Source organism: Sulfurimonas indica (genome assembly GCF_009192995.1).
Lineage (GTDB): Bacteria > Campylobacterota > Campylobacteria > Campylobacterales > Sulfurimonadaceae > Sulfurimonas > Sulfurimonas indica.
Window position 1 is genome coordinate 1 of sequence record NZ_SDID01000047.1, and the last position, 766, is coordinate 766.

1 protein-coding gene is annotated in these 766 nt (G+C 32.2%); it reads right to left on the bottom strand.

Annotation, left to right across the window (positions count from 1 at the left end; genetic code table 11):
* Positions 1–40: 40 nt before the first annotated feature.
* Positions 41–700 (bottom strand): pilus assembly FimT family protein, encoded by a 660-nt coding sequence (locus ES948_RS10775; RefSeq protein ID WP_152184952.1) that lies wholly within the window; start codon positions 698–700, stop codon positions 41–43.
* Positions 701–766: the final 66 nt, after the last annotated feature.

Genomic DNA, 766 nt, shown 5'->3' on the forward strand with positions numbered 1-766 from the left:
TCGCTTAATATTTGAAGAAGTTTGTCTGAAGTTTTCGGTTTTAGAAAATTAATCTTGCATAACCTGTTTCTGGACTAATTTGTATGATTGCAGTTTCAATTCCATCTGTTAAGGTAATATTACAATCACTTTGTAATAAATCATTTCCATCGTATGGAGCAGTGTTAGAACTTAAATTACTTTTTATAGGTCTTCCTAAGTGATCAAAAGAAAGTCTTGTACTACTACCTGTACTACAAGAAGAAGAGAAAGTTACATTTGTAATAGAGTAAGTTAATCCTAAATTCATTTTTCTCATACCAACAAAGTTTGCATTATTAATATCAAGATTAACAGAACTAGTTTGTCCTCCAGTCATTCTTTCATTAGGGTTAGAAGGATTAATTGCAATTTCTCCCTCATCTGGATTACCGGTACTCCCGCCAATAGTATCAGCAAAAATCGTATATGCCCATTTGTTGTCTGATGATCCATTAGAACTAAACAATATTTGCCACCTTTTTTTATACCAATTTACATCATTACTGTCATATTTGTCATCAATCATTGCTAAATGCTGTGTATAGCGAATATGAGACTGTACCTGAACAGCCGCTTCTTGCACTGGGTTTGTCTTTGTTCGAGGCAAAATAAGAGCAGCTAAAATACCTATTACAACGATAACAAAAACTAATTCTAATAATGTAAATGCTTTTTTCATATGGTAAGTATATCAAAATAATAATAAAAGGGAAAATAATTGATCCGAACTAGGCAGCGACCTACA

Bases quoted from the DNA above. Each gene is read 5' to 3' on its own strand.
- ES948_RS10775 (WP_152184952.1), bottom strand. From the start codon at position 700: ATGAAAAAAGCATTTACATTATTAGAATTAGTTTTTGTTATCGTTGTA.